We start from the raw sequence: 25,860 nt of genomic DNA, 5'->3' as shown, positions 1-25,860 counted from the left end.
GAATTTATAACTATTCCCACTCTCCATTTATTAACGACTTCATTTTTTCTATAATTTTAACGGTTTCCCACGGTTTCCGACGGGCTCCTTCACCATAACCTGATCGGGCACTGCCCGTTCCTACTTCGTGTCCAGATAAAGCGTCTGCGATATCTGGGGTGGCTCCTGCCATTGCTACCATGTCAATGAAAAGGTGTCTCCATGAGTGAGCAGGGCTCAAAGTGGGATCATCTATATGAAGCTTTTTTCGAATCCAATATCCAAGAAGTTTTGAGGCATTTCCACTCAAATCATTATTAGTGTCGGGAGTGATTTCAGGAAAAAGAAGAGAGCCGTTTTGTAGAGAATCTACATAGGTCAAAAATCCCTCTTTAATTAAATCCTTGTGGAGGGGTATTATTCTTGAAGATTGTGGTGTTTTTAACGGTCTATCTTTGGTTGCGATCAGATTAATAACATTAATATCTTTTATAATGCAGATGTGTTCTTTTCTGAGATACATTAGTTCTTTTAGTCGTAAACCAGTATATGCGAGAACCCAAGGAGCCCATCGAAGGAACGGCTTTCTGTTACATCTACTGTTCTCTAAAATCCATTTTGCTTCTTTCCCGGTGTAAGGTCTGACCGGATCCACTGTGCCTTTCTTCTGTCGGGGAGCAATGCCACGAAACGGATTTTCAGTAAAAGATAATAAGCGATTAGCCTTTCCCCAATCCCACAAAGATTTAAGGACGCTAAGGTCTCTTTTTATTGTTTGCGGTTTAACATTCTCGCCTTTGAAGGTTTTCGTGCCTAGGCGTGTTTTCTTCCACAGGATAGCATCTTCCGCAGTTACTGTGGTCGCATCGTCTTTTTTTGTGATGTCGCAAAAGGTATCAACCACACGTATCCGTTCTTTCTGACTTTTCTCCAAGAAATCTCGTTCAGTCATGAAGGCTGTTAAAATATCTCTAATCGGAACGTGTGTGTGGCTAGGTTTTGTTTGAGGCTTTGAAACGTCTTCCTTGATAAGAGTTTTCTTGTGTTGTGGCGGTGGAAATAGTTCTTCAGGCAAGTCCCGCAATTGAGGACGATACTCCTCCTCTCCATCAATCCAATGTAAACGCGCTTCAGCTAGCAATCCGGCGCGTTCGGCCAAATAAGCTGAAAGGACACGAGCTCTTTGGCTATTCTCAGTGGCATCATCATAGCCTGCCTCCCTCAACATTTTGAGAGCATGTTGCATGAAGACACTCATGTTTCGCTCGTGATTGTCTTGGGAGAAATTAGCTAGGTTATTTTCTTCTGCGTCTCTTTGGAGTGAGCTATTATAGTTCGGAGCAGTTAGCATGGCTACGTATTGCTTGAAAGCATGCTCAAGGTCCTCTTGGAACCGTTTTTGTATCTGCTCTGTGATAGTATGTTTGGCTATATTGTTCGCGGCCATTATTTCGATGTCTTGCCAGTATCCCTTTGTTCTCAAACGTATAGCGCTTGCTAGAAAGCTAGCAACCTCTTTGCGATTGGTGCGGAGGGTATAGACAATCTCTTGGCGGTTGATGAAGACGGAAAGCCCCGATGGAATACGGCAGCGAAAAAACCAACGGTCGCCTCGTTTGAGCAAATTAGATCCGGCCCGCATGTGTTACACTCATGCGTTACAGAAGGGTTGAGACGCAGTGCTTTTAAGGCATTGCGTTACACAGAGGCCGGTTATTCGCCATTTAGGGAAAGAATGGTGCCCCCATTCAGATTTGAACTGAAGACCTACCGCTTACAAGGCGGTTGCTCTACCACTGAGCTATAAGGGCACAGCACTGTCGTGCAGGCGCGGATTAAAACTGTAAAACGCGCGGCGCGTCAAGGGTCGGTTTTCAATCTTGTGGCAGTTTTTTGGGGGCGCGGATATTGCATCAGGCCAAACGCTGGCGCATCTAGTCGCTTATGCCGCACTCTGCTTCGGCCTCCCGGCCACCCCTTTCTTTGCACGACAGTCAGCGCCGCGCGACCGTGCCGTTCACGCCGCTCGATCCGGAGCATGTGAAAGTCTATTATTGTGGGCCGACGGTCTATGATCTGGCCCATATCGGCAATCTGCGCGCCATGCTGACAGCGGATGTGCTGGTGCGGTTCCTGCGGCAGGCCTATCCGTGTGTGACGTTTGTCCGCAACATCACGGATGTGGATGACAAGATTACCGCCCGTGCCCGCGCCAATGGGGAGGATATCGGCTCTCTCACACAGCGCACTACAGAAGAATTCCATCAGGATCTGGCGGCCATGAACGTGCTGCCGCCGGATATTGAGCCGCGTGCCACGCATAATATTGGCGAGATGCAGGCTCTGATTGCCCGTCTGATTGAAAACGGCCACGCCTATGAGGCGGATGGTCATGTGCTGTTCTCAGTCGCGTCTTTCCCGTCCTACGGCGCTCTATCGGGCCGGGACCCGGAAGATCTGGTGGCTGGTGCCCGTGTGGAAGTCGCGGGATACAAAAAAGACCCGGGTGATTTTGTGCTCTGGAAACCCTCAGATGCGGACCAGCCGGGCTGGGAAAGTCCGTGGGGCCGTGGGCGGCCGGGCTGGCATATTGAATGTTCGGCCATGTCGCACCGCTATCTGGGGGAAAGCTTTGATATTCATGGGGGCGGATCGGACCTTCTGTTCCCGCACCATGAAAACGAGCGCGCCCAGAGCCTGTGCTGCTTTCCGCAAGGCAAGTTTGCCAATTACTGGGTTCATAACGCCATGCTTCTCGTTGAAGGCGAGAAGATGTCAAAATCACTCGGTAACTTCCTGACGATTCGGGACGTGCTAAAACAGGCTCCGGCGGAGGCTCTGCGGCTGCTGTTGCTGGGGGCGCATTATCGCTCGACACTGAACTACACGCAGGCCGGATTGCAGGAGTCCCGCAAGGTGCTGGACCGGTTCTACCGCGCATTGGCTGCGGGTCCGGTGCCGGACGTCGCTGTGCCGGAGGCCGTGCTGAAAGCGTTGGCGGAAGACCTGAATACCCCTATGGCGATTGCCGAACTGCACTCTTTGGCGGCACAGGCTTTGGCTGGGGATAGGAACGCGGCAGGTGCTCTGAAAGCCGGGGCTGGCCTGCTCGGGCTTTTGCAGGAAGACCCGGAAAAATGGTTCAAGGGTGATAGGTCAGCGGATGACGCCGCAATTGACGCCCTGATTGCCGAGCGGGCAGCCGCCAAGAAGGCGCGTGATTTTGCAAAGGCGGACGCCCTGCGTGATCAGCTTCAGGGACAGGGGGTTGTGCTGGAAGATACAAAAGACGGCACGATCTGGAGGCGCGCATGACCGGGCGTGACGGCGGGGCGCCGCTGGAGCCTGTGGGGAATACGCCAGTTGTCATTCTGGTGCGTCCGCAGCTTGCGGAAAATGTCGGCACCACGGCGCGCGCAATGGCCAATGGGGGGCTGTTTCACCTCCGGCTGGTCAGCCCGCGTGATGGCTGGCCGCAGGAGCGCGCTTGGCGCACGGCCTCCGGGGCCGACCGGATTCTGGACGCGGCCACAGTGCATGAGAGCGTGGATGACGCCATTGCTGACCTGCACCATGTTTTTGCCACCTGTCCGCGCCCGCGCCACATCGTCAAAACCGTCATGACGGCGCGCGGCGGGGCGGCGGAATTGCGGGCGGCGACAAATAGGGGGCTGAAAGTCGGTCTGCTGTTTGGCCCCGAACGCGCCGGGCTGGATAATGAGGATATGGCGCGGGCGGATGCGTTGATCCGCTACCCGTTAAACCCGGCTTTCATGTCACTCAATCTGGCGCAGGCCGTCATGATCATGGCGTATGAATGGTGGGTTGCGGAAGACCAGACCGCGCCGCGTGAACTCATGACCAATGAAACCCATGTTGCCACCAAGGGCGAGCTGGAAAACTTCATGGGGCACCTGATCCGCGAACTGGATGAGTGTGGTTTTCTGCATAACGAGCAGAAGCGCCCCGGTATGGTACGGAATCTGCGGCACTTTTTCACACGCGGGGAAGTGACGGAGCAGGAACTGCGCACGCTGCACGGCGTGGTGCGGGAACTGGCGCATCCGCGTAGAAAATAACAGGTGCCTCGAAAGAGTTTTAGAAACGCTTTAACTGCTCAGACAGTGCAGCCTGCGACGTCTGATCGGACGTGATTTCTGGCAGGAAGCAGGAGGTAGGTCACGGGGCAGATTTGCGGAAAATCCGCCCCGTGTAACAGAAGATCAGTCAGCCGCAAGCGGCATGTTGCGATGCGCCATGGCGGTTGTCACATGGTCTTCCAGAGCAGCCGTCACCTTGTCTGCCTGTTTGGCAAAGATATGGTCTGCATCAGGGAAGACGCGGTAATCCACCGTAACGCCCTTCTGGGTGTTCAGCTTGTCCACCAGTTTATGGATGGCAGGTTCTGGCGCCATATCATCTTTGCCGCCAGCAATCATCAGGCCGCCGCAGGGGCAGGGTGCCAGAAAGCCAAAGTCGTAATAGGTGGCCGGAGGGGCAACGCTGATCCAGCCGGTAATTTCCGGACGGCGCATCAGCAATTGCATGCCGACAAATGCGCCGAAGGAATAACCGGCAATCCACAGGCCGCTAGCGTTCGGGTTGACCATCTGCATCCAGTCAAGGGCTGCGGCGGCATCGGAAATTTCACCAATCCCGCCATCATACCGGCCCTGAGACCGCCCGACACCACGGGAGTTGTAGCGCATGACTGAAAAGCCCATTTTTTCAAACGAGCGGTACATGGCATAAGTAATGCGGTTGTTCATTGTGCCGCCATGCAGCGGGTGTGGGTGCAGCACCAGAGCAAGGGGAGCATTGGGCTGGCTGGAGTGGTGGTAACGTCCTTCAAGACGCCCGTCCGGGCCGGCAAACATAACCTCAGGCATTCGGGTTCCGCATGGTTTTGAAATGCGTCCGTGGGCATGACGCATCCCGGTTGGGCAGATGCTCCGGCAGGGGGCGATGCCACGCTACAAGCCGGTGCAGGCGGGTCAGGCGGCCCGCAAAACAGTTAAAAACAGGCCACCCACCGCCGCATGCAGGAAAAGAAGCGGCAGAGAACGCTCTGTTATGGACATGGTATCATGCAGGAGGCAGAAAAAGGGGGAGGGCGCAAAATCCGAGATTGACCTTGCCGCTGGCACGGGCATACTGCGCGGACCTCACCTTGCTGCACTGTATGGTATTGACCATGAGCCCTTCTATAAGGGGTGTGCGGTCACAATTTCCACATAAATCGTTCTGATGGCTGTTTTGTGCCCATTGCAGGGAACAGCACGGACATGTGATGGGCATCAGGCCGCAATCGGGGCAGGCCGGAAAGAGGAGCAAACCATGAATCTCGGGGCGAATCTCTGGGCGCGGAGCGGGGGGGAGACGCCGCGTAGGGTTTATCTGGACGCCAACGCCACGGAACCTCTGCGGCCAGAAGCGCGGGACGCCATGCTGGCGGCGGCTGATCTGACGGGCAATCCGTCCTCCGTCCATAGTGCCGGACGTATGGCGCGGGCTGTGCTGGAAGAGGCGCGGGATCAGGTGGCCAGAGCGCTCGGGGTTGCTCCGCTCAATTGCATTTTTACCTCCGGCGGTACGGAGGCTAATGTGCTCGCCATGTCCGGGCTGGGTCAGGGGCGACGTTTTCTGGTGGGGCAGACGGAGCATGATGCCGTGCGCATGGGCGTGCCCGCAGGGGCTCCGCTGAACTGGCTGCCGGTGGACACCAGCGGGCAGGTGCGGCTGGATGTGCTGGAGGCCAAACTGGCGCAGGACGAGTCTCCCGCGTTTGTCTGCTTAATGCTGGCGAATAATGAGACGGGTGTCCTGCACCCCATGGCCGAGGTTGCCCGCCTTTGCCAGAGGTACGGCGCGCATCTGCATGTGGATGCCGTGCAGGCGGCAGGCCGGATGGCGCTGTGTGTGGAGGATATGGGGGCGGATAGTCTTGCCCTGTCCGGCCATAAGATGGGTGGCCCCAAAGGGGCGGGCGCGTTGCTGCTCCGTGGTCCGGCCCCCGCGCGCCTGACGCCCCTGTTTGAAGGTGGCGGGCAGGAGCAGGGCCGCCGGGGTGGCACACCGCCGTTGCCCGCGCTGGCGGGGCTTGCGGCGGCGTTACAGGCGTCTCTGGCGCAGCCCGCCCAGCCGCTTGCCGCCTTGCGGGACAGGCTGGAGCAGGCCGCTGTTGCTGCCGGGGCCGTGGTTAATGGGGGGGCAGCGCCAAGGCTTGCCAATACAACCAGCCTCTCGCTGCCGGGGCGCAGAGCACAGGGGCAACTGATGCGGCTGGATCTGGACGGGGTCTGCGTATCTGCCGGGTCGGCCTGCTCTTCGGGTAAGGTTGCGGCCTCTCATGTGCTGGAGGCTATGGGGTTGGGGGAACTGGCCGGACAGTCCCTCCGGGTTTCTCTGCCTTGGAATGTGATGGAAGAGGACATTCATCAGTTTATCCGGGCTTACACAGCCATGGCGCAGAGCAGAACGCCTACACTTATAGGCTGACCCTTGCTTACAGGCTGACAGGAGAAAGGGCGGGATATGAACAACGTAGAGAGGGACGCGCTTTATTTCGATCATGCGGCAACCACCCCGTGTGACCCGCGTGTGCGCGCTGTCATGCTGACTATTCTTGAGACCGAGCATGGGAACCCGCACAGCACCACCCATGCCGCTGGCCGCAGGGCCGCGGAGCGGGTGGAGGAGGCACGGGCGGAGGTTGCCGCCTTGATTGGCGCGGACCCGCGCGAGATTATTTTTACCTCCGGCGCGACGGAGGCCAATAACCTCGCCATCAAGGGCGCGGCCCGCCATCTTGCGGCCATGGGCAGCCCGCGCCGCCGGGTGATTACGGTGGCGACCGAACATAAATGTGTTCTGGAAAGTGTGCGGGATCTGGCTCAGGAGGGGTTTGAACCGGTTATTCTGCCGGTGGATTTCAACGGGCTGCTGGACCCAGCTGTTCTGCAAAAGGCGCTGGAGGTGCCCACCGCCCTCGTTTCCATCATGGCGGCCAATAATGAGACGGGTGTGGTGCAGGACCTTGCCGCCCTTGCCCCTCTGGTGGAGCAGGCAGGGGCTTTGCTGCATTCCGATCTAGCACAGGCGGCCGGGAAAATGCCGGTCGATGTCCGGCGGATGGGGCTGGCTCTGGGGTCCATCTCTTCCCACAAGCTCTATGGTCCCAAAGGGGCTGGGGCGCTGTTTGTCCGCCGTCGCCCTCGGGTGAGGCTGCAACCGCTGTTTTCTGGCGGCGGGCAGGAACGTGGGCTGAGGTCTGGCACACTACCGGACTTTCTGCTGGCCGGATTCGGGGAAGCCTGCCGGATTGCGCTGGTGGAACAGGAGAAAGACGCCGCCCATCTGGCGCATCTGCGGGATGTGTTTCTGGCGCGGGTGCGCCAGAGCCTGCCGGATGTGGTGGTGAACGCTGAGCCAGCCCCGCGTCTGCCCGGTCTGTTCAGCCTGAGGCTGCCGGAAGGGCGGCGGGCGCTGGATGTGATTGCCGCCATGCCGGGGCTGGCGGTGTCTTTGGGTTCGGCCTGTTCCTCGGCGGAAATTGCCCCGTCCTACGTGCTGGAAGCCATGGGGCTGGGGCGCGATGAGGCCGGAAGAAGCTTGCGTCTCTCTCCCGGACGTTTTACCTCAGCCGCCGAGGCGGAGCGCGCGGCGGACAGGCTGGTGCAGGCCGCTCAGATCAAGACAGCCCTGGCAGGATAAAAACGCATGCCCCAGATGACTTTTGTTGAACAGGATGGAACCGAACGCACGGTTGATGCGCCGCTTGGCCTTTCTGTGCTTGAAATTGCCCACAAGCATGGCATTGATCTTGAAGGCGCGTGTGAAGGCTCTCTGGCCTGCGCGACATGCCATGTGGTGGTGGACCCGTCCTGGGCTCCGAAACTGGCTGCTGCGACGGATGATGAAGAAGATATGCTGGATCTGGCGTTCGGGCTGGAAAAGACATCCCGCCTTGGCTGCCAGATTGTCATGACAGACGCGCTGGATGGTCTGGTTGTACGCCTGCCGCGCACAGCCTGACAGCGACTTTAAACACGAGAGAAGTAAGGGGACGCGCCGATGCGTATTCTTGTGGCCATGTCCGGAGGGGTGGACAGTTCCGTGGTTGCCGCCCGCCTTCAGGCAGAAGGGCACGAGGTGATCGGGGCGACCCTTCAGCTTTATGATTCGCGCGGTGCGGCTAAAAAGGGTGCGTGCTGTGCGGGGCAGGATATTCGTGATGCCCGCGCCGTGGCTGACCGTCTGGGCTTCCCGCATTATGTGATTGATGCGGAACGCCGGTTTAAGGACAGCGTGATCGAGCGGTTTGCCGATGCCTATGCGGCTGGTGAGACGCCGGTGCCATGCGTGGCCTGTAATCAGGGCGTGAAATTTACCGATCTTCTTGGCCTCGCAAAGGAAATCGGGGCCGACGCCATGGCCACCGGGCATTATGTGCGCCGCGTGGAAGGTCCGAACGGGGCTGAACTGCACCGCCCGGTGGATGAGGCGCGGGACCAGTCCTGGTTCCTGTTCGCCACCACGCGCGAGCAGTTGGATTTTCTGCGCTTCCCGCTGGGCGATATGCCGGACAAGGCCGCCGTGCGGGCGGAAGCCGAGCAGTTCGGGCTGGTTGTGGCCGGCAAGCCGGACAGTCAGGATCTCTGTTTTGTCAGCGATGGGTCCTATGTGGACCTCGTTGAAAAAATGCACCCCGAGATGGCTGGCCCCGGTGAGATTGTGGATAGTACTGGCCGCGTGGTGGGCCAGCATGAAGGTGTGATGCGCTTTACCGTTGGGCAGAGCAAACGGCTGGGCAATGCCGCCCGTCTGGACGGCGAACGCCAGATGGTTGTGGGCGTGGAACCGGGCCGCAAGCGGGTGGTGATTGGCCCGCGTGAAGGCTCTTACGTCAGCACCCTGTCCGTGCGGGATGTCAACTGGCTGGTGGATGCACCGCCCGAGGGGCTGCCGTGCCGGGTGCAGATGCGCGCGCGGGAAGAACCGCGCCCGGCCCGTGTGATTCCCACAGCAGACGGAGCGACCGTCCTGCTGGAAGAACCCGCCATGCCCGCCCCCGGTCAGGCCTGTGTGTTTTATGATGGCAGCCGTATTCTGGGTGGCGGTTTTATTCGCCGGGCTGAGGCCCGAAAAGACATTCACACAGATGTTCAGAAAGACATTCAGGCAGACGTAAACCCGGCAGCCTGACAAAGGGAGAGAGACAATGGCAGACGGACGGCTGGTGATCGGAACACAGCGTTATTCTTCATGGTCTCTGCGGGGCTGGCTTGCCGTCCGGCTGGCAGGGCTGACTGTTGATATTGACGTCATTCCACTAGCGGGTGGCGGCAGAACTGCCGCGTTGAAGACGCTGTCTCCCAACGGATGTGTGCCCTATCTGGAACATCATGGCGCGGTGGTGTGGGATTCGCTCTCCATTGCGGAATATTGTGCGGAACAAGACCCGGACCTTTGGCCCGCGGACCGTTGCGCCCGTGCTGTGGCCCGTTCCATTGCAGCGGAAATGCATTCCGGTTTCCATGCTGTGCGCTCCGCTCTGCCCATGAATCTGGGCCGCGATAAACGCCCGCCTGCCGCCGGGTTTGATGAGGACGTTCTGAAAGATATTGCCCGGATCGATACACTCTGGACAGACGCCCGCACCCGGTTCGGGCAGGACGGCGCGTTCCTGTTCGGGGCAGCGTTTGGCAATGCCGATGCCATGTTTGCGCCGGTTGTTGCGCGCTTTCTGTCTTATGATGTTCCGGGTCTGTCTGACATTTCCCGCCAGTATATGGAGGCCGTGCGCCAGCATCCGCTGATGCGTGACTGGTACGCTCAGGCCGCGCAGGAACCCACGGACTGGCATCTGGACGTTTATGAATCTCTGGCCTGAGCAGGGCTATTTTTCCTGATGACCAGTTTTCTGATGACCAGATTTTTCTGAGGGTTACACCGGCATGATGGCGTTCCGGATTGGCCCGGCACGGGTTCCTCCTGCCGCTGAGGGTGGTGGAGCAGGGGAGGGTCAGACTCCACCAGATGTTCTGCATGTCCTGACGGTTCTGCCGCCACGGGAACGGTTTGCATCGGGTGAGGCCGGGGCCATTGCGCTGCTGGTGCGCCGCATGGCCGGTCCTGCGGAAACCGTGGTGGGGTTGCCGCCTGTTGGCCAGCCCTTTGCAGATGTGCGGTTTGTGCCAGTGGTGCCTGTTTTTCGGCCGTTCAGTCGGATTCAGCGGTATGTGGCAGGTGTTGCGCGTGCTGTGCGGTCTGTCCGGCCGGACCTGATTGAAGTGCATAACCGGCCTGATGTTGCGCTGGCTCTGCGAAAGGTCTGCCCCGGTCTGCCAGTCAGTCTGGTGCTGCATAATGATCCCTGCGGGATGAAGCGCGCCCGGACTGTTGCCGAGCGCGCGCATCTGGGGCAGGCGGTGGCCGTGGTCGCGGTGTCGGAATGGGTGCGCGGGCGATTTATCAGTCACGGCGTGACATCCTGTGTGCGGGTTCTGCCCAATAGTTTGGATTTTTCCGTCCTGCCCCCCCTTGTGGCGGAGCGGGATCCGGTGGTGCTGTTCGCCGGGCGTCTTGTGGCGGATAAAGGGGCGGATGCGTTTGTGGCGGCCTGTGCCCGCATTCTGCCGCGCCATACAGGCTGGTGCGCAGAAATGATTGGCGCGGATCGTTTTGGGGCTGATTCGCCGGAAACGCCTTTTCTCAGCGCCTTGCGCCCGCAGGCGGAACAGGCCGGTGTGGAACTGCGGGGCTACCAGCCGCATGAGGCTGTGATGCAGGCCATGAGCCGCGCCGCCATTGTCGTGGTGCCCAGCCGTTGGCCGGAGCCGTTCGGTATGGTGGCTCTGGAAGCCATGGGGTGTGGTGCGACGGTGATCGCATCGCATCGGGGCGGACTGCCCGATGTGGTGGGAGAGGCCGGGTTCTATGTGGACCCGGACGCGCCAGACACGCTGGCGGATAGCCTGGACCAACTCATCGCCTCACCTGCTTTGCGGACAGAAGCGGGGCAGGCGGGGCATGCACGGGCCAGACTGTTTGACGCCACGGTGATGCGCGAGAAACGTCGCCTCCTGCATGAGGACATTGTGCGGGAATGGCGCTGGAAAGGGTTGTTTCGTTCTTGATGTTCAGAGTACAAATGCATGAAGTTTCAATAATGCTGCATTATGGAATGGTGAGATAAGCTTTTTATTTTTCAAGATTACAGCGTGGGTGGGACAAGAGCGATGAGATTTTCCGATATTTCCAGAGGTCAGAAAAATCCGGACTGTGGAGTTTCTGAATTTCAGGAATATAGACCCGCAGAAAAAGTTGTTGGGCCATTTAAAGTTTGGGAACTGACGGATCGTCAAGGCTGGGTGCACGCCTATCATTGGAAAAGACCAACGGAGACGTTAAACCCGGTTGGATTTTACACGGTCAAAGACCTTATCGTAACCCGGCCGGGCAGCACCATTCTGAATACCAATCTGGTTTATAACTGCGCTACCGGTCTGGATAATCAGCATAGCGTCCCGCATGAAGATGATTATTTTTCCCAGTCCTCCCGGAATAAGATCGTTATTGAGGAACGTGTCATTGTTGCTGACGGTGTCGCATGCGACGTGTGGGGACACTGGCTGGTTGATTATCTTCCCAGATTTGGCGTCGTTAAAGCCATGATGGGAGAGCAATTTTCAAACCTGAAAATTCTGTTGCCACATTCCACGCCGGAGTGGATTTACCAGTTTCTGGCTTTTGCCTGTGGGGTCAGTCGGGACAAGATCGTTGGTTATAACCCGGGAGCCGACATTGTGCTCTGTAAGGAGGCGATTCTTCCTTCTTACTGCTATACTAATGAATTTTCTTTTCATAGCTTTGTGCGGGATTTTTATAATTCGCTCACGCCACCTGACGAAGCAGTCAAAAAAACACGCAAAATTCTGATTTCGCGTTCAAATTATATGCATAGCAACAGGCAATTATCCCACCGTGCAGCGTTTGAAGAACTAGCTCTTCAGCGTGGGTACGAAATTATTCAGCCTGAAAAACTTTCTCTCGAAGAGCAGATACAGGTATTTTCCGAGGCCGCCGCAGTTGTTGGTGAGCACGGGTCAGGCATGCACAGTACTCTTTTTTCCGCCCCCGGTACTGTTGTTGGTTGCCTTGGTTTTTGGAACGCCGTTCAGCTTCATATTGGTTACCTGATGGGGCATCAGAATGTTTATGTAACCAAAAACTGCAAATGGCCTACTCCAGAGAGAAACGAATATGTCATGGATTGCACGCCTGATGAGCTGAACAGCTTTCTTGAAAAGGTCGACTCTCTCATTCCGCAATAATTTCAACAGGCTACCGGAATGTAGCCTGCTGTGGTTTTTGGAATAACAGGAGCCTAAGAGTGGCGGCCGTCCGTAATTCTGGCATGGGTTGGTTTGTTTTCTCAGGCTCTTGAATCAAAAACCATCGGAATAGTCTACAGTTTCTGATTCCACCCATCCGCAGGTGTGCAAAGCAGCGTGCATTCCTGCGCGTGGGGAGGCTGTGGCAGAGACGGGCGGCGTCAGAGGGAGCATCAGACTCCTTGCCAGCAGATGCAGTCCTTGCGGGTGCGGATGGCCGTAGAGCGTATCCCCCAGAATTGGCCAGCCCATGGCGGCGCAATGCACACGGGCCTGATGCGTGCGCCCGGTATGCAGGGAGAGTTCCAGCCAGCACAGACCGCCGCCCCGGCCCAACACGCGCCAGTCCGTGCGTGACGGAGCGCCATCAGGGCTGGTGATCATGCGCCAGCCGGTCGGTGCTGTTGTCTTGGTCAGAGGGAGGGCAATTGTCCCCTGCTCCGCATCAGGTCCCCCCTCCACAACGGCCCAGTAGGTTTTGCGGGCAGTTTTGTCGGCAAAGGCTTTCTGCATGGCCAGCAAGGGCTGTTTGCGCAGAGCGATAGCCAGACAGCCGGAGGTTTCCGCATCCAGCCGATGGGCCAGCCATGGCCCATCTTTACGACGGGAGAGCAGCGGGAAACAGTCTTCCACGCAGGGGCCACCCTTTGGTCCGGCATGCACAGGCACACCGGCGGGTTTGTCCAGAATCACCACATGCTGGTCCTGATACAGCAAGGTCAGCGGGAAAGGGTATGGGAGAGGGGAGCGGAGAGGTTTGCTCATTCCTCGCGGGTGGGGCCTGTCAGCACCTTGCGGCGACCCACATGGTCGGCCCTGCTGATAATGCCTTCACGTTCCATCTGCTCAATTAGCTTGGCGGCGCGGTTGTAGCCAATGGACAGGTGGCGCTGCACGAAGGAGGTGGACGCCTTTCCTTCCCGTGTCACAATGGCCACGGCTTCATCATACATGTCGGCTTCACCGTTATCGCCACCGCCGCCGCCGGATTTGCCGCTGCTGGCCGGGGCTTCGTCCACAGGTTCGGCCAGAACGTCATCATCATAGATCGGCTCGCCCTGTTCTTTCAGGAAGTTGACGACCTGCTCCACCTCATTATCCGCCACAAACGGCCCATGCACGCGGGTGATACGGCCACCGCCCTGCATGAACAGCATGTCACCCTGTCCGAGCAACTGCTCGGCACCCTGCTCACCCAGAATGGTGCGGCTATCGAATTTGCTGATCACCTGAAAGGAGATCCGGGTGGGGAAGTTGGCTTTGATGGTGCCGGTAATTACGTCCACGGACGGGCGCTGTGTCGCCATGACAACATGGATGCCCGCCGCACGGGCTTTCTGGGCCAGACGCTGCACGCAGGCGTCAATTTCCTTGCCAGCCGTCATCATCAGGTCCGCGACCTCGTCAATAATCACGACGATATAGGGCATCGGGTCCAGTGTAACGGACTGTTCCTCAAACACCGGATTGCCGGTTTCAGGGTCAAACCCGGTCTGCACACGGCGCACGACCACTTCCCCGTCCGCACGTGCTTCAGCGGCGCGGGCGTTGTAGCCTGCAATGTTACGCACCTGTAGGTGCGCCATGGTGCGGTAGCGGCGGTCCATTTCCCGCACCACCCATTTCAGGGCGTTTACGGCTTTGGGTGGTTCTGTCACCACAGGGGTCAGCAGATGCGGGATGCCATCATAAATGGAGAGTTCCAGCACCTTGGGGTCAATCATGATCAGGCGGCATTCATCCGGAGAAAGCCGGTAGAGCAGCGAGAGGATCATGGCGTTGACGCCAACGGATTTACCGGAGCCAGTGGTGCCTGCCACCAGCAGATGCGGCATACGGGCGAGATCACTGAAAACCGGCTCGCCCTCAATATCCTTGCCGAGTGCGAGGGACAGATGGGCTGGGTCTTCCCGCCAGTCCGGCTGGTTCAGCAGTTCGGACAGATACACCGTCTCCCGCTTTTTGTTCGGCACTTCAATACCGATCACATTCCGGCCGGGTACGGTGGCAATACGCACACTCAGTACGGAGAGAGAGCGGGCCACGTCATCCGCCAGACCAATCACGCGGGCGGAGCGGATGCCTGCTGCCGGTTCCAACTCATACAACGTGACAACCGGCCCAGCGCTCATGCCCACAATGCTGCCTTGCACGCCGTAATCATTCAGCACCTGTTCCAACTGACGCGCTGTTTTTGTCAGATCCTCTTCTGAGGGGCCATGCTGTGTGTGGGCTGGAGCGGGCTTGAGCAGGCTTAACGGTGGGAGCTCCCAACCCCCTTTCCGGGGGAGTGAGGCCGGAGTCTTTGTTGTTTTGGGGCTCCCGCCAGAGGCGGCGGCATCCTTGCCGGTAAACAACCGTCCCAGAAGGCCATTGCGGCCTTGTGGGGCTGAGGCGGAGGGAGCCGGTTCCAGCGTCAGTCCGGAAGCGCTCGCGCCCTCAGTCCGCGTAGGAGCGGGGTCTCGTGCAATGGCGGGTTCATCATCCAGTTCATCCGCGTGGAAGGCGGTCGTGGAGCCAATGGGACGCAGCGGGGGCTGGTGATCCTCAATATCCTCATCATCCTGAAACAGGCTATGGGTGTGACCGCTGCTTCTGGCGTAGGAGGTTTCTTCCCCTGTCGCATAGCCGCCCAGAGGGCCGGAGATGTCTTCCGTCTGCGGTTTGCGGCTGGCGTAATACCGTACAAAGCGCATTCCAAGCTGGCCGGGCAAGCGGAACAGAACAACCACGCCGCGCCACAGTGTCAGCCATTCTTCACGCCGCAGGCCTGTGCAGAGGGCAGTCAGCAGAATAGACAGCAGGACGCCCAGAATCCAGAGCACCATACCGCCTGCCGGGCCAATGGCGGCCATGCCAGCGGAGAGGGACGTCTGGGCAATGGAAAACCCAATGCCACCACCAATCCCAGCCTGTGTTGGCCAGTGGATGGGGGGGAGTGCCGTAAACAGAAGCGGAATGGCCGCAAGCAGCGCCCCGGCAACAGGTAACAGGCAGATAAGCGCCAGACACCGCAGGCCGAACACCATTGGCGCTTCATGCCCCAGAAGCCGATGGCTCAGAAATCTCCAACCCCATGCAAACAAAATCAGGGATGGCAGAACAGCCGCCAGCCCGATTCCCTGCAAAAGCGTGTCAGACAGCACGGCACCCGTCATGCCCAGCAGATTGGTGGGGGACTGACCAGTTGCAGTATTAAAGGAGGGGTCGTTTGGGTTATATGTCACCAGTGCGACCAGCAGCACGCAGGCGAGCAGGCACAGCAAAATCCCTCCCCCTTCTTCAAGCCGCAGACGAAACGCGCTTTTGTAAGGGGATGTGGGGTAATCGGACGATCTTGAGTGGCTCACGCGCGCCAAGGGCCTGTATCCTGACTCCTGAGGGCCACCTGTCCCTTTATCTGTCAGCAAAGGAAGACTGGCGGCGTATAATTGATAATGGCTGCTTCTGGACGAAACTGGTCGTAACCTAACCTGAACTGGTGCCCTAAAGTAAGGTTACGAGGCGAGTCTTTCTGCAAAACGCCGGAACAAAAGGTTATCCGAGCAAAAACCAGACTCTGAAAACCAGATTTTCCAGCATTTTGTGGCGTCTGAGCTGTTTCAGGCGGCACAGAGCCGAGACTCGGGCCATGAAGCCGGGCCAGCCCGGCCGTTGTGTTTTTTGCAGTCGTTTCAGGGCGTTGACGGTGTCTGGCGTCAGAAGAGCCTGACGCTGGAGCAGATATAAGGTGTTCGCCCGAAAAATATTCATGAACGCCGTCGGGCCACGTTTCAGGGCTGCGAGCGCTCGGTGTAGGAAATGGCTACGGGCTCCCACAGCATTTTTTCCGTGCTGGCGATAGAACAGAGACGGCTGATTGTCTGTTAGAACCCGGCCTCCGGCTCCCGTTACCATTAGATAAGCCCACCAGTCATGCAGCAAAAAGGTCGGAGCGGGCATAGCGTTACGAAGCAGAGTGCAGGCGGCGGGGGAGAGCATGATTGTGCAGCCCGTCGCAATATTCTGCGTCATGGCGGGCAGAAAACTGGTGCTTTCCGGTAGAGCAGAGGACAGGCTGGTGGCGTGGAGCGTTTTGTTCGTCAGCGTCTGGCGTGTGCAGTAGAGTGCTGGAATGGAGGTCGACACGCTCGCCAGTGCAGCCATCCCGCGTTCCAGCTTGTCAGGAAACCAGACATCGTCCTGATCACAAAAGGCAAGAGCGGTGTGGGGCGGGCTTTGCGCCAGTAGGGTGACGTAGGAGCCCGTAACCCCCAGATGCTCGCCTTTACGCGCGGTAACTTCCACGCAGCGTTCCGCGCCGACCTCGTGAGTGAACTGGCGCATGAGTGTGAGCGTGCTGTCCGTAGAGCCGTCATCTCGCCAGTATAGCGCCCAGTCCGTGTAGGTCTGTTGCTGAATCGAGTTCAGCTGCTGCTGTAAATACGCTTCACCATTGTAAAGAGAGAGAAGAATAGCGACAGATGGCCTCTTGTCACCAGAACTGTTCTGGTCGCTCATAAGGGTGTGCTGGCTATCTTCCTGCACCTGTGCTGCTCTTCCTTCCGGTCATATAAAATGACAAATACGCCCGGGGCTGGGCAAGCTGACAGTCTATCTGGACAATCTGTCAAATTTCAGATCACCCAGATAGCGTTGTCGGAGATTTACGCTGTCTGTGCGAAAATCTGATGAACGGTTTTCCGCACACTGTCCTGCCAGTTCGGCATAGTAACGCCAAAAACGCGCGTAAGTTTACTGTTGTCCATACGTGAATCAGCAGGCCGTTTAGCCGGCGTGGGCCAGTCTTCCGTACGGATGGCGGTGACTTCAGGCATGGCTTGGCCATGCGTTGCGGCATCCTGCAGGGCGGCAACGGCCAGCCCGTGCCATGTCGTCTCTCCCGTGCCGCAGGCATGATAAATCCCGGCAAAAGAGTCTTTCCAGCCGTCTTTTTCCAGCACGGCGAGAATGGAGAGAATGGCTTTAGCCAGATCATCCGAACTGGTCGGATTGCCTTTCTGGTCGCCCACCACTTTCAGGACCGGGTTTTTGGCACCGGCATTCAACATGGTGCGCACAAAGTTTTTCCCGTGCGCGGAATAAACCCATGCGGTGCGCAGCACGATGGTTTTGGGGTTTGCGGCCAGAGCCTTGCTCTCACCTTCTGCTTTGGTGCGACCATAGACAGTGTCGGGTGAAACCGGGTCTGTCTCTACATAGGGCGCACCTTTATCTCCAGAGAAAACATAGTCTGTGGAGACATGGATCAGCGGGATATCACGCTGGGCACACAGGCGGGCCAGTTCTTCCGGCCCTGTGGCGTTTGCGCGGGCAGCGCCGTCTTGCTCACTTTCCGCAAGATCAACCGCCGTCCATGCCGCCGCATTGACGACGGCGACCGGCTTGATGGCGTCCAGTGTGGCCGCGAGTGTTGCGGGTTTGTCAAAATCAAAATCAGGACGGCCGACGCAGCGAATGCGCGGTCCTCCCAAATTAACCAGAGAGGTCGCTAACTGGCCTTTGCCGCCAGTGACCAGAATGGGGCCGCCGTTCTGTGCAAGACTGCTCATGAGGTCTGCTCCTGATTACAGATGAAACCAGCCTTTAGCGGCGGAAAACTCTGGAGCTTCCAGATCTTTTTCAGAAAGTACGGCGTCTTCCAGCGTCACGGGCCAGTCGATAGCCAGCTCTTTGCTGTTCCAGATCACGGCGCGTTCGGAGGCTTTGTTATACAGGCCAGTGCATTTGTACTGCACTTCCGCATCTTCCGTCAGGGTACAGAATCCGTGCAGGAAGCCCGGCGGAATCCAGAGCTGAGACCAGTTTTCTTCAGAAAGTTCAGCCGCGACCCATTTACCGTATGTCGGGGAGCCAGTGCGGGCATCTACAGCCACATCCCAGATAGCGCCTTTGGTGCAGCGGACAAGCTTACCCTGAGCATAGGGTGCGAGCTGGCAATGCAAGCCACGGATCACGCCTTTCTGGCGGGAAAGGCTCTGGTTATCCTGCACGAAGGGTTCGGTAATGCCAGCATCCCGCATCCGGTCGACATTATAGGTTTCAGAAAAAAACCCACGATTATCTTGAAAACGGGGCGGCGTGACCAGAATCACGGCCTCAATAGCAAGGCGTTCGACTTTCATGGACGGAAAGCTCCTGTCTGCAAACGGTCTGAAAAAGAAAGGGGAGGTTCAGCCTGTTGGCTGAACCGTATTGGCAACCTGCATCAGGAGCCGTCCCAGTTCTGTCTTGCCCATGCGGGCGGCGTGTGCACGGAGCTGGTCCGCGTCAATAAAGCCAAGCCGGTAGGCAACTTCCGCCGGAGAGCCAACCAGCATGCCCTGCCGGGCCTGAATGGTGTGCACAAACTGACCAGCTTCCATCAGGCTGTCCGGAATACCGGCGTCCAGCCACGCGCAGCCACGACCCAGACGGTCCACATGCAGACTGCCTTCTTCCAAATAGAAGCGGTTGAGGTCGGTAATTTCCAGCTCGCCACGGGTGGAGGGTTTTACGCGTTTGGCAAAGTCCAGAACGCGATTGTCATAGAAATACAGCCCGGTGACGGCCCAGTTGGACACAGGCTCTTTCGGCTTTTCAACAATGCTCAGCGCGCGGCCTGTCTCATCAAAAGAGACCACGCCATAGCGTTCCGGGTCACGGACCTGATACGCGAAAACCGTTGCCCCCGTCGGGCGGATGGCGGCGGTCTGGAGGGCGGCACTCAGATGGTCCGCAAAAATCAGATTGTCACCCAGTGCTAGTGCACACGGGCAGTTATCCAGCCAGTCTTCCGCAATCAGGAAGGCTTGCGGGATGCCGTCCGGGGAAGGCTGAGCCCGATATTCGAATGTGACGCCAAACTGAGACCCGTCGCCCAGCAGGCGCTTGAACTGCGGAAGATCAGCAGGTGTGCTAATGATCATGATGTCCCGGATCCCCGCCAGCATCAGCGTGGAAAGCGGGTAATAGACCATCGGCTTATCATACACGGGCAGCAACTGCTTGCTGGCAGCGAGCGTCATGGGATACAGCCGCGTGCCGGAACCACCGGCCAGCAGAATACCCTTCATTTTTGTCTGAATTGCAGGTTTCTGTGTCATTCTACGGTGCTTCCCAGTCGTGTGCCTGTGTAACGGCGGGCGCGGATGCCTTCCCACCAGTCGCGGTTATCCAGATACCACTGAACCGTGCGGCGAATGCCGGTTTCAAAGGTATGTTTAGCTTTCCAGTCCAGCGCCTGTTCCGCGTGGGATGGGTCAATTTCATATCGGAAATCATGGCCGGGGCGATCGGTGACGAACTTGATCAGGCGCGTGCGCGGGCCTGCCGGGTCCGGCACCAGTTCATCCAGCACGTTGCAAATGGTTTCAACCACTTCCAGATTGGTGCGCGGCTGGCGGGCACCAATGGCGTAGGTTTCACCCGGTACGCCGGTTTCCACGGCCTTGACCAGCGCTTCGGCATGGTCTTCCACAAACAGCCAGTCCCGCACGTTCTTGCCATCGCCATACACAGGCAGATCCTTGCCTTCGATTGCGTTAATGGTGATGAGCGGGATCAGTTTTTCCGGGAAATGCCAGATGCCGTAATTGTTGGTCGTGTTCGTCACAAATGTCGGCAGGCCGTAGGTATGGTACCATGCGCGGACCAGATGGTCGGAGGACGCCTTGCTGGCAGAATACGGGCTGCGCGGGTCATAGGGTGTAGTCTCGGTAAAGGGCGGGTCGTTCGGCTCCAGCGCCCCAAAGACTTCATCGGTGGAAATGTGATGGAAACGGAAGGCCGCACGATCAGCCTTGTCCAGCGTCAGCCAGTATTTACGGGCGGCTTCCAGCAGGGAGTAGGTACCGACCACGTTGGTCTGGATAAACACGCCGGGACCATCAATGGAGCGGTCTACATGGCTTTCCGCGGCCAGATGCATAACAGCCTGCGGGCGGAAGGTTTCAAACAACCGGCTGAGCTCGCTGCCATTGACGATATTGGCGCGGGCAAATTCGTATCGTCCGCTGGCGGCGGCGTCTTCCACGGTTTCTTCCGAAGCCGCGTAAGTCATACAATCAACGTTCAGGATGGAATGGGTCGTGTCCCGAATAATATGACGGATTACTGCTGAGCCAATAAACCCGCATCCGCCTGTCAATAAGATACGCATTGATATTCCGTATTTTGTGGACCGAAAGGAACATTTAAAATCTTCAATATCGGGCATAGCCGAGAAGTACACTCTTCGCCAGTAATCTCGGATGATTTGCGATTTTCTATTGCTTGGCTGTATGGAAAGCAGGCGCACAGGCAGTCTGAACGCAGAGGCTGTCAGAAAGTTGAAAGCGGAAAATGTTTGCCAGAAATCTGACAGAAACCTTGCTGCATGTGCTGGATCGCCCGGAACTGCGCCTGCTTGCTATGGACTGCAAAATCTCCCTGGACCCGCGCGTTATACATCCATTTCGTGTACAGGTCGGGCGGCAGATTGTGCTGGGTTCTCCGTGTCTTGGGGAGCAGCGGGTTGTGGCGTTCCATCTGCGTCACGCCTTGGAACTGGCCGTTCTCTCTGGCCTGCAGGAGTCGGACCCCGTTCATCTGCTGAGACTTTCTTTTTCCGCGGCCCGAACGGCTGCCCGATTCTGGATGCTGGATGCCCCGTCAGACCTGCCCGCCCCGGAAGCATGGGTACGGACGCTTGCAAGCAGGCAGCCCCCAGCCAGAGACGCACTTCCTCACATTTTTGCGGCCCTGTGCCCGCTTTTCGGGCAGATAGGGGAGGGGGCTGTCTATACCTCTGCTCAGTGGGAAGAATTTCAGGCATGGCTGGCACAGGCTTGGTCGCTGATTGGCCCTGTTGAAGCCCTCATGGCCGAAGGGGGGGATGCCCGGCTGGCGGTTGATGTGCGCACTGGCCTGAATCATTACGGCTGTTCGCACCGCCCGCGCCCATGGGCTGTGACGTTTGCCTCCTCAACCGCATCGTCTTTATCAGAACGCGGTTTTACGGGCGGGGAGATGGCCAGAGTGCATCTGGCTCGGGCTGTCCTTGCAAACAAAGCACCACTAGCGTTGCAGGCTCTGGCTCTGGACGTGCGGAGTTTTCTGGCGGGCTGGTTTGGCTTGCCCGGGAAGGATCACGTTGTGCTGGCCTCCTCTGGCACAGATGTCGCCTTGGCGGTGCTGGCACTGTCCGCTCTTCCGGGGCAGCCGGTTTCAGTTGTGCTGACAGCACCGGAAGAGACTGGCAGCGGAGTGCCGCTAGCGTCCCACGGGCAACATTTTGCACAGGAGACGGCCCTCGGAACGTCTGTGTGCAAAGGGGCTCTGGTAGAAGGGTTCAGGGAGGATACACGCTGTGTCGCCCTGCCGTTGCGTGATACGGAGGGTCATTTACGGCCAGAGGCGGAGGTGACGGCGGACTGCCAGAAAGAGATCAGAGACCAGTTGGCACAGGGGCGGCGCGTGCTGCTGCATGTGTTGGACCTGTCCAAAACCGGCTTGCTTGCCCCAGATCTTACAGCTCTTGAGGCCTTGTGTGATCAGTATCCGGGACAACTGGATGTGGTGGTGGATGCCTGTCAGGCGCGGCTGATGCCAGAGCGTGTGCAGGCCTATCTGGCCAGAGGCTGGGCGGTAATGGTGACAGGGTCCAAGTTTTTCACCGGACCGCCATTCTGCGGAGCACTTCTCCTGCCAGACTGCTGGAAAGCCCGGCTGGACCACGGGGCGCTCCCAGCGGGCCTCGCCGCCTACGCGAACCAGTGTGAATGGCCAGAAAGCCCCGCCTGTCAAACGCTGGCATCCGGCTTTAACCATGGCTTGCTGCTCCGCTGGAAGGCTGCGCAGGCGGAAATGGCAGCTCTCAGCGCGATCCCGCCTGCGGTGATTGCGGAGCGGTTGCAGAGTTTTCTGACTGCTGTGACGCGGGGAATCGAGGCCAATCCGGACCTTGAGTTCTTGCCGCAGCCTAGCCCCCAGCGGAACGTTTTGCCGGACGACTGGGACCGTCAGCAGACGATTCTCTCTTTTCTTGTGCGGGCACCTGAAAAAACCAGCGGCGAAACTGGCGCGGCGATTCCGCTGGATCTCGCGCGTTGTCGCAAGCTGTATCAGTGGCTGAATGCCGATTTGTCCCCCTATGTTCCGCAACAGCAGAAGGCGCTTGCGGGGCTGCTGTGTCATATCGGCCAGCCTGTTCCCATTCCGCACGTTCAGGCGGCTGGCGGACTGGTGGGGGCTTTAAGGCTGTCTGCCGGGGCGCGTCTGGTGTCAGGCGAGCCGTCTCATGAAGGTCTTGACGTGAAGACCCGGATGGCGCGTGAACTTCAGGATTCGCTTCGGGTTCTGGAAAAAATCAGCCTGATTCTGAAGTATTGGGAGGTCATCGCGCAGGCCGACCCTCTTCCATCCTATGCGCCGTGCTGGGAGCAGGAGGACAGGGCCGATGAGGCTCGCTGGTCAACTCCAGTTTCTAAAGCGCAAGCCCCTAAAGATAACGTGACAGGCGAGCAGAAGGCGGATGCCCTGCGGCGTTCCATTTCCGCCCTTGCGCTGGGCGGTTCCTGACAGCACAACAGAAACCATGACTGCTCACCAGACCTCCCCCGCCACCCGACAGACCAATCAGGGTAATTTTCTCGACACGCCGCAGCTTGCGCCCGGCATCACACGGTTCTGGCTGATCCGCCATGCGCTGGTGGAACAGAATGCCCGGCTCCGGCTGTATGGCGCGCTGGATGTGCCGTTATGCCCAGATAGTCTGATTGCCCAGCGCCCGATGTATGAAGCACTGGCCGCGCGTCTCCCGCGTGAGGCGCACTGGGTTGTCAGCCCGCTTTCCCGCACCCGCCGCACGGCTGAAGCGATTCAGGAGGCCGGATATGGCTCCGTGCCGCTGACTGTGGAACCGGCGTTGATCGAGCAAAATCTCGGTGAATGGCACAATATGCCGCATCAGGATCTGTCACAGCATCTGCGTCTGGCCCCGCACCCGTTCTGGTCCGTTTCGGCGACGGAATGCCCGCCCGGTGGCGAGAGCATGATGGATGTTTGCGGGCGCGTCGGGGCGGCGCTGGACCGTCTGGCGGACGCGTATGACGGGCAGAATATTGTTGCCGTCAGCCATGGCGGTGCTATTCGCGGCGCTCTTGCCCATGCTCTGCGCATCCATCCCGAGACCGCGTTGCATTTCTCTATTCAGAATCTCTCCCTGACCATTCTGGAGCGTCTGGATGAGGGCTGGCGCGTAGTAACAGTGAACGAACTGCCTGGGATTTAATCTCTCCGGGCAGGTGCCTCTGGCACGCCGCGCAACGCTGGGTCCCTCCTAATAAAGACCGGCTTTATTGCCTCCGCACTCAATCCGCTGGTCCCGGGCCAGAAGTCCCTGCGGGGTGCTGCTCGGGTGTCGGGTTCATGTGCGGGACAACCGGAACCGGGTCCGCGCTGGGGACTGGTTTGGTGTCCTGCTTCTGGTCCGGTGCGGCGTGTTGCGTGTTTTCCTCCGGTTTTGCTTTCTTCTCCGGTTTTGCCGGGGGCTGCTTTACCGGGGTCTGGCTGGTCGGAGGGTTTATCGTGGCCGGGTCGGCAGGGTGTGGCGCGTCGGGCGTTGCGGGAGCCTCTGTTTCTGGCCGAGGGGTTTTGTCCTGTGCCGGACGGTCGGCTTTAAGAGTGGAGACCGACACACCCTTCAGCGGTGAGCGTTCCGTCACCGGGATTTCCGGCCCTTTGGCATCCCACGCATTAACCGGTGGCAGCGGCTGTTGGGAGGGCTGGTCTGCCAGCGGGTTGTTGTCCAGCACCTGACGGGTGTTCTGCGGGTAGCGGTTCATCAGTCCCAGCAGGGTGCCGTTGGTCCAGCCAAAGCCGATCTGCATTGGATATTCCCCACCGCCTTTGCCGCCGGTCGCGCTGATTTCGGGCGAGACAACATCATATTTTTCCAGTAGCACGCCGCTTTTTTCATAGGTGCCGATAACACGTGCCATCCAACGGCGGCCAATTTCCGCCGCCAGCGCGTCATGCCCGTACTGTTCCAGCCCCTTGATGGCCATCCATTCTTCTGGTGCCCAGCCGTTGGGGTAATCCCATTGCTGCCCGGTTTCGCGGTCCGTTACGGTCAGGCCGCCCACGTGTAAAAGACGGGCCTTGACTGCGCGGGCCACGGCGTCGGCTTTGTCCTGAGGCGCAAGATGCAGGAACAGCGGGACCAGTGTTGCGGTGGACAGCACATCCCGGAGTTGCCCCGTCCGCCAGTTGTAATCGAAATAGGCACCTTCCTTCTCGTTCCATAGATAATGATTGATGGCGTTTTGCAGTTGGGTGGCCTGCTGGCTGTACAAGGAGGCTTTTTCTTTCTCTCCGTTCAGGGCGTAGGCGTGGGAGAGCGTTTGCGCCAGATGCGCTATCAGGCAGTTATATTCGATGGTGATGAGAGAGGTGGTGTTGATGGTCCCTAGCGTCCTGTTATCCGCCAGCCAGCGCGAGGAATAATCCCACCCGGTTTCCGCGCCAGCCCGGAGGTCACGCCAGAGCCCCGGCGCGGGGCGCTGTGTGCGTTTTGCCGTAGCCAGATCCTGCGGGTAACTTTCATCACGCGGGGTGTCCATGTCATCCCACGGGCGGAACATCAGTGTGCCATCGGGCAGGCGTACGACATGCTGCCAGGCTTCGCCGGGTTTGAGGGTGTCCGCGCCATGCGTCCAGTAATCATACTCCCGCTGCAATTCAGGCAGGAAGGATGTGTACACCACTTGCCCGTCATGGCTGGCGAGCAGGTCCAGCATCAGGGAGAAAAAGGGCGGCTGGGAGCGGCTGAGGTAGTAGGTCCGGTTGCCGTTGGGCATATGGCCGTATCGGTCTATCAGCGAGGCAATGTCCCGCACCACATTGCGCAGCAGGTCAATCCGCCCGTCCTCATACAGGCCGATCATGGTGAAGTAGGTGTCCCAGTAATAAAACTCCGAAAACCGGCCACCGGGCACGATATAGGTCTCCGGTAGCGGGAGCAGGGAGGACCACGGCACCGCGGTATCGGCTTCCCGCGTCAGCACGTCCCACATGCCGGAGATATAGTCCCGGACATTTTCGCCGGGCTTGCGGCTGTAGGCCGCCGAGCGCAGCACGGGGATGGTGAAGTGCTGGGAAACAAAGCGTTTGAGATTAAAATCAGGCAGGTCTTTCTCCTGCCGCCATTCCGCCACCAGATCCGTTGGGGCTTGATCCGGAATAGCATCCGCCACAGCCTTGGCGTCCGTAAAGATGTGCGCGGCATGAATGGCGGCAAACAGATCTCCCAACGCGATGGAGGGCGGACGGAGGTCCTGCGGCACCGAATCCGGCGCAGCATGGTCTCCCGTATGGGTGGCAGGCTGCACGTCAAACAGCTTGACCTGCACAGGGGGCACGGCTGCGTCTTCATCCAGTGTTGTCTGCGCGGATTCTGGACTTGCAGGGAGAGAGGCTTTGGACTCTGCCTCAGGAGCAGGAGCAGGAGCAGGAGCAGGAGCAGGAG

Annotated in this window: 21 protein-coding genes and 1 tRNA gene; 11 read left to right on the top strand and 11 right to left on the bottom strand. The window is 58.5% G+C overall.

Annotation, left to right across the window (positions count from 1 at the left end):
- Positions 1 to 10: 10 nt before the first annotated feature.
- Together AD949_RS11055 and AD949_RS11050 are read right to left on the bottom strand one after the other, a co-directional pair.
- Entirely contained in the window at positions 11 to 1,621 is a 1,611-nt protein-coding gene (locus tag AD949_RS11055) for a DUF6538 domain-containing protein (protein ID WP_048836246.1), read from the bottom strand.
- Positions 1,622 to 1,715: 94 nt separating this feature from the next.
- Positions 1,716 to 1,790, bottom strand: a tRNA-Thr gene (locus tag AD949_RS11050).
- Positions 1,791 to 1,923: 133 nt separating this feature from the next.
- Between AD949_RS11050 and cysS the strand changes: the two genes are divergently transcribed.
- Complete coding sequence (gene cysS / locus AD949_RS11045; protein ID WP_048836245.1) at positions 1,924 to 3,294, top strand: cysteine--tRNA ligase; 1,371 nt, start codon at positions 1,924 to 1,926, stop codon at positions 3,292 to 3,294.
- Entirely contained in the window at positions 3,291 to 4,058 is a 768-nt protein-coding gene (locus tag AD949_RS11040; protein WP_082064767.1) for an RNA methyltransferase, read from the top strand. Before cysS ends, AD949_RS11040 begins: the two co-directional genes overlap by 4 nt.
- A gap of 144 nt (positions 4,059 to 4,202) precedes the next feature.
- On the opposite strand, the gene AD949_RS11035 is transcribed toward AD949_RS11040, so the two are convergent.
- Positions 4,203 to 4,868: an alpha/beta hydrolase gene (locus AD949_RS11035; protein ID WP_048836243.1), complete on the bottom strand. Its 666-nt coding sequence runs from the start codon at positions 4,866 to 4,868 to the stop codon at positions 4,203 to 4,205.
- A 448-nt stretch (positions 4,869 to 5,316) separates the two neighbouring features.
- On the opposite strand from AD949_RS11035, the gene AD949_RS11030 reads away from it, so the two are divergent.
- The 7 genes from AD949_RS11030 to AD949_RS11000 all read left to right on the top strand — a co-directional run bounded on the left by AD949_RS11030 (position 5,317) and on the right by AD949_RS11000 (position 12,314).
- A complete protein-coding gene (locus AD949_RS11030; protein WP_048836274.1) occupies positions 5,317 to 6,477 on the top strand; it encodes a cysteine desulfurase family protein in 1,161 nt (386 codons plus the stop codon).
- 36 nt (positions 6,478 to 6,513) lie between these two features.
- A complete protein-coding gene (locus AD949_RS11025; protein ID WP_048836242.1) occupies positions 6,514 to 7,692 on the top strand; it encodes a cysteine desulfurase family protein in 1,179 nt (392 codons plus the stop codon).
- 6 nt (positions 7,693 to 7,698) lie between these two features.
- Positions 7,699 to 8,013 carry a ferredoxin family 2Fe-2S iron-sulfur cluster binding protein gene (locus AD949_RS11020; RefSeq protein ID WP_048836241.1) on the top strand — a complete coding sequence of 105 codons (315 nt, stop codon included), beginning with the start codon at positions 7,699 to 7,701 and terminating at the stop codon, positions 8,011 to 8,013.
- A gap of 39 nt (positions 8,014 to 8,052) precedes the next feature.
- Positions 8,053 to 9,183, top strand: a complete 1,131-nt coding sequence (gene mnmA / locus AD949_RS11015) for a tRNA 2-thiouridine(34) synthase MnmA (RefSeq protein ID WP_048836240.1) — start codon at positions 8,053 to 8,055, stop codon at positions 9,181 to 9,183.
- 16 nt (positions 9,184 to 9,199) lie between these two features.
- Positions 9,200 to 9,871, top strand: a complete 672-nt coding sequence (locus AD949_RS11010) for a glutathione S-transferase family protein (RefSeq protein ID WP_048836239.1) — start codon at positions 9,200 to 9,202, stop codon at positions 9,869 to 9,871.
- Between the two features lie 64 nt (positions 9,872 to 9,935).
- Positions 9,936 to 11,117 carry a glycosyltransferase family 4 protein gene (locus AD949_RS11005; RefSeq protein ID WP_244463396.1) on the top strand — a complete coding sequence of 394 codons (1,182 nt, stop codon included), beginning with the start codon at positions 9,936 to 9,938 and terminating at the stop codon, positions 11,115 to 11,117.
- Between the two features lie 102 nt (positions 11,118 to 11,219).
- Positions 11,220 to 12,314 (top strand): glycosyltransferase family 61 protein, encoded by a 1,095-nt coding sequence (locus AD949_RS11000; RefSeq protein WP_048836238.1) that lies wholly within the window; start codon positions 11,220 to 11,222, stop codon positions 12,312 to 12,314.
- 114 nt (positions 12,315 to 12,428) lie between these two features.
- Here AD949_RS11000 and AD949_RS10995 read toward each other — a convergent pair whose 3' ends face one another.
- The 7 genes from AD949_RS10995 to rfbB all read right to left on the bottom strand — a co-directional run bounded on the left by AD949_RS10995 (position 12,429) and on the right by rfbB (position 20,514).
- Positions 12,429 to 13,139, bottom strand: a complete 711-nt coding sequence (locus AD949_RS10995) for an RluA family pseudouridine synthase (RefSeq protein ID WP_048836237.1) — start codon at positions 13,137 to 13,139, stop codon at positions 12,429 to 12,431.
- Positions 13,136 to 15,724 carry an FtsK/SpoIIIE family DNA translocase gene (locus AD949_RS10990; protein WP_371277371.1) on the bottom strand — a complete coding sequence of 863 codons (2,589 nt, stop codon included), beginning with the start codon at positions 15,722 to 15,724 and terminating at the stop codon, positions 13,136 to 13,138. The genes AD949_RS10995 and AD949_RS10990 overlap by 4 nt, the downstream gene beginning before the upstream one ends.
- A gap of 187 nt (positions 15,725 to 15,911) precedes the next feature.
- Positions 15,912 to 16,901 carry a glycosyltransferase gene (locus AD949_RS10985; protein WP_244463395.1) on the bottom strand — a complete coding sequence of 330 codons (990 nt, stop codon included), beginning with the start codon at positions 16,899 to 16,901 and terminating at the stop codon, positions 15,912 to 15,914.
- Positions 16,902 to 17,020: 119 nt separating this feature from the next.
- Positions 17,021 to 17,926, bottom strand: a complete 906-nt coding sequence (gene rfbD, locus AD949_RS10980; protein ID WP_048836234.1) for a dTDP-4-dehydrorhamnose reductase — start codon at positions 17,924 to 17,926, stop codon at positions 17,021 to 17,023.
- A 15-nt stretch (positions 17,927 to 17,941) separates the two neighbouring features.
- Positions 17,942 to 18,499 carry a dTDP-4-dehydrorhamnose 3,5-epimerase gene (gene rfbC / locus AD949_RS10975; RefSeq protein ID WP_048836233.1) on the bottom strand — a complete coding sequence of 186 codons (558 nt, stop codon included), beginning with the start codon at positions 18,497 to 18,499 and terminating at the stop codon, positions 17,942 to 17,944.
- 48 nt (positions 18,500 to 18,547) lie between these two features.
- Positions 18,548 to 19,459 (bottom strand): glucose-1-phosphate thymidylyltransferase RfbA, encoded by a 912-nt coding sequence (gene rfbA / locus AD949_RS10970; protein ID WP_048836232.1) that lies wholly within the window; start codon positions 19,457 to 19,459, stop codon positions 18,548 to 18,550.
- Entirely contained in the window at positions 19,456 to 20,514 is a 1,059-nt protein-coding gene (rfbB, locus tag AD949_RS10965) for a dTDP-glucose 4,6-dehydratase (protein WP_048836231.1), read from the bottom strand. Before rfbB ends, rfbA begins: the two co-directional genes overlap by 4 nt.
- A gap of 182 nt (positions 20,515 to 20,696) precedes the next feature.
- On the opposite strand from rfbB, the gene AD949_RS10960 reads away from it, so the two are divergent.
- A complete protein-coding gene (locus AD949_RS10960; protein WP_244463394.1) occupies positions 20,697 to 22,913 on the top strand; it encodes a hypothetical protein in 2,217 nt (738 codons plus the stop codon).
- A 16-nt stretch (positions 22,914 to 22,929) separates the two neighbouring features.
- Positions 22,930 to 23,625: a histidine phosphatase family protein gene (locus tag AD949_RS10955; RefSeq protein WP_048836271.1), complete on the top strand. Its 696-nt coding sequence runs from the start codon at positions 22,930 to 22,932 to the stop codon at positions 23,623 to 23,625.
- A 79-nt stretch (positions 23,626 to 23,704) separates the two neighbouring features.
- Here AD949_RS10955 and treF read toward each other — a convergent pair.
- Positions 23,705 to 25,860, bottom strand: a 2,156-nt coding sequence (gene treF / locus AD949_RS10950; protein WP_408735771.1) for an alpha,alpha-trehalase TreF, incomplete at its 5' end; no start/stop codon positions are given.

It is taken from the genome of Acetobacter orleanensis (assembly GCF_001581005.1).
In the GTDB taxonomy this organism is placed as follows: Bacteria; Pseudomonadota; Alphaproteobacteria; order Acetobacterales; family Acetobacteraceae; genus Acetobacter; species Acetobacter orleanensis.
Note: the sequence above shows the minus strand (reverse complement) of the source record. Positions and strands in the feature narration are given on the sequence as shown.

Coding starts and splice junctions, on each gene's coding strand:
- rfbA (WP_048836232.1), bottom strand. CDS start 19,459: ATGACACAGAAACCTGCAATTCAGACAAAAATGAAGGGTATTCTGCTG.
- AD949_RS10960 (WP_244463394.1), top strand. CDS start 20,697: ATGTTTGCCAGAAATCTGACAGAAACCTTGCTGCATGTGCTGGATCGC.
- AD949_RS11005 (WP_244463396.1), top strand. CDS start 9,936: ATGATGGCGTTCCGGATTGGCCCGGCACGGGTTCCTCCTGCCGCTGAG.
- AD949_RS10955 (WP_048836271.1), top strand. CDS start 22,930: ATGACTGCTCACCAGACCTCCCCCGCCACCCGACAGACCAATCAGGGT.
- AD949_RS11030 (WP_048836274.1), top strand. CDS start 5,317: ATGAATCTCGGGGCGAATCTCTGGGCGCGGAGCGGGGGGGAGACGCCG.
- AD949_RS11000 (WP_048836238.1), top strand. CDS start 11,220: ATGAGATTTTCCGATATTTCCAGAGGTCAGAAAAATCCGGACTGTGGA.
- AD949_RS11035 (WP_048836243.1), bottom strand. CDS start 4,868: ATGCCTGAGGTTATGTTTGCCGGCCCGGACGGGCGTCTTGAAGGACGT.
- rfbC (WP_048836233.1), bottom strand. CDS start 18,499: ATGAAAGTCGAACGCCTTGCTATTGAGGCCGTGATTCTGGTCACGCCG.
- AD949_RS10995 (WP_048836237.1), bottom strand. CDS start 13,139: ATGAGCAAACCTCTCCGCTCCCCTCTCCCATACCCTTTCCCGCTGACC.
- AD949_RS11055 (WP_048836246.1), bottom strand. CDS start 1,621: ATGCGGGCCGGATCTAATTTGCTCAAACGAGGCGACCGTTGGTTTTTT.
- AD949_RS11040 (WP_082064767.1), top strand. CDS start 3,291: ATGACCGGGCGTGACGGCGGGGCGCCGCTGGAGCCTGTGGGGAATACG.
- AD949_RS11020 (WP_048836241.1), top strand. CDS start 7,699: ATGCCCCAGATGACTTTTGTTGAACAGGATGGAACCGAACGCACGGTT.
- AD949_RS11025 (WP_048836242.1), top strand. CDS start 6,514: ATGAACAACGTAGAGAGGGACGCGCTTTATTTCGATCATGCGGCAACC.
- rfbB (WP_048836231.1), bottom strand. CDS start 20,514: ATGCGTATCTTATTGACAGGCGGATGCGGGTTTATTGGCTCAGCAGTA.
- rfbD (WP_048836234.1), bottom strand. CDS start 17,926: ATGAGCAGTCTTGCACAGAACGGCGGCCCCATTCTGGTCACTGGCGGC.
- cysS (WP_048836245.1), top strand. CDS start 1,924: ATGCCGCACTCTGCTTCGGCCTCCCGGCCACCCCTTTCTTTGCACGAC.
- mnmA (WP_048836240.1), top strand. CDS start 8,053: ATGCGTATTCTTGTGGCCATGTCCGGAGGGGTGGACAGTTCCGTGGTT.
- AD949_RS11010 (WP_048836239.1), top strand. CDS start 9,200: ATGGCAGACGGACGGCTGGTGATCGGAACACAGCGTTATTCTTCATGG.